Source organism: Parabacteroides sp. Marseille-P3160, assembly GCF_900162725.1.
Taxonomy (GTDB): domain Bacteria; phylum Bacteroidota; class Bacteroidia; order Bacteroidales; family Tannerellaceae; genus Marseille-P3160.
Map to the genome: position 1 here is coordinate 4,495,368 of NZ_LT799418.1, position 1,988 is coordinate 4,497,355.

The 1,988-nt window shown below is 48.7% G+C and carries 1 rRNA gene; it reads right to left on the reverse strand.

The features are described 5' to 3' along the window. Positions 1-73: 73 nt before the first annotated feature. Positions 74-1,604, reverse strand: a 16S ribosomal RNA gene (locus BQ8014_RS17930). Between the last annotated feature and the right edge of the window lie 384 nt (positions 1,605-1,988).

Genomic DNA, 1,988 nt, shown 5'->3' on the forward strand with positions numbered 1-1,988 from the left:
CATTCGTACCTTTTTGTCGTTCATCCTCTTCTTTTTCGTAAAGAAAAGACTTCACGGAACTTCGAGTCTCCAGAAAGGAGGTGTTCCAGCCGCACCTTCCGGTACGGCTACCTTGTTACGACTTAGCCCCAGTCACCGGTTTTACCCTAGGACGATCCTTTGACGGTTACGTACTTCAGGTACCCCCGGCTCCCATGGCTTGACGGGCGGTGTGTACAAGGCCCGGGAACGTATTCACCGCGCCATGGCTGATGCGCGATTACTAGCGAATCCAGCTTCACGGAGTCGAGTTGCAGACTCCGATCCGAACTGAGAGAGGGTTTTGAGATTGGCATCCTGTCGCCAGGTAGCGCCCCTTTGTCCCCCCCATTGTAACACGTGTGTCGCCCCGGATGTAAGGGCCGTGCTGATTTGACGTCATCCCAACCTTCCTCACAGCTTACGCCGGCAGTCTTGTCAGAGTCCTCAGCTTTACCTGCTAGCAACTGACAATCAGGGTTGCGCTCGTTATGGCACTTAAGCCGACACCTCACGGCACGAGCTGACGACAACCATGCAGCACCTCGCAATAGGCTATTGCTAGCTACAACCTTTCAATCGTATTCCTAATGCGTTCAAACCCGGGTAAGGTTCCTCGCGTATCATCGAATTAAACCACATGTTCCTCCGCTTGTGCGGGCCCCCGTCAATTCCTTTGAGTTTCACCGTTGCCGGCGTACTCCCCAGGTGGATTACTTAACGCTTTCGCTGTAGGACTTACACTATATCGCAAATCCCTAGTAATCATCGTTTACGGCGTGGACTACCAGGGTATCTAATCCTGTTTGATTCCCACGCTTTCGTGCTTCAGTGTCAGTGATGGTTTTGTAAGCTGCCTTCGCAATCGGAGTTCTGCGTGATATCTATGCATTTCACCGCTACAACACGCATTCCGCCTACAGCAAACATACTCAAGGTGACCAGTTTCAACGGCAATTTTATGGTTGAGCCACAAACTTTCACCGCTGACTTAATTACCCACCTACGCACCCTTTAAACCCAATAAATCCGGATAACGCTCGCATCCTCCGTATTACCGCGGCTGCTGGCACGGAGTTAGCCGATGCTTATTCATAAGGTACATACAAAACGGGACGCGTCCCGCACTTTATTCCCTTATAAAAGAAGTTTACAACCCATAGGGCAGTCATCCTTCACGCGACTTGGCTGGTTCAGGCTCTCGCCCATTGACCAATATTCCTCACTGCTGCCTCCCGTAGGAGTCTGGTCCGTGTCTCAGTACCAGTGTGGGGGACCTTCCTCTCAGAACCCCTATCCATCGATGGCTTGGTGGGCCGTTACCCCGACCAACTACCTAATGGAACGCATGCCTATCTGTCAGCGATAAATCCTTTAACAAATAACCCCAGGTGGGGTCCCTGTTTTATGGGGTATTAGACCGACTTTCGCCGGATTATCCCCCTCTGACAGGTAAGTTGCATACGCGTTACTCACCCGTGCGCCGGTCGCCACCAGAATATTGCTATCCCGTGATGCCCCTCGACTTGCATGTGTTAAGCCTGTCGCTAGCGTTCATCCTGAGCCAGGATCAAACTCTTCGTTGTCAAAATTGTTTTCTTTTTATTTCCTTGGCTCAAAATCCCGTTCTTTATTGTCTTTTCCTTACTTACCTTTTTTGGATGATTGACGGTACAAATTATTGGCTGGTTTTTTTTAAAAAAAAAGAGAGAGAATACCTTTCGGGGAAAAGTGATTGACTAATCCCTCTTTTAAAGGAAGACCTCTTTTTTATCCTGCCCTTCTTTCTTTTCGTCACCGGAAAAAAGAATGGGCAAAACCCTTGTACTACATCTTGTTTTATGATCAGTCTTTCAATGAACTCTTTTGCTTGCGTCCGGCTGGTTATTGTCGAACGTGGGTGCAAAAGTAAACCTTCTTTTTGGCTTGTACAAATCTTTTTACCGGTTTTTTTGAGCTTTTTTTACAAG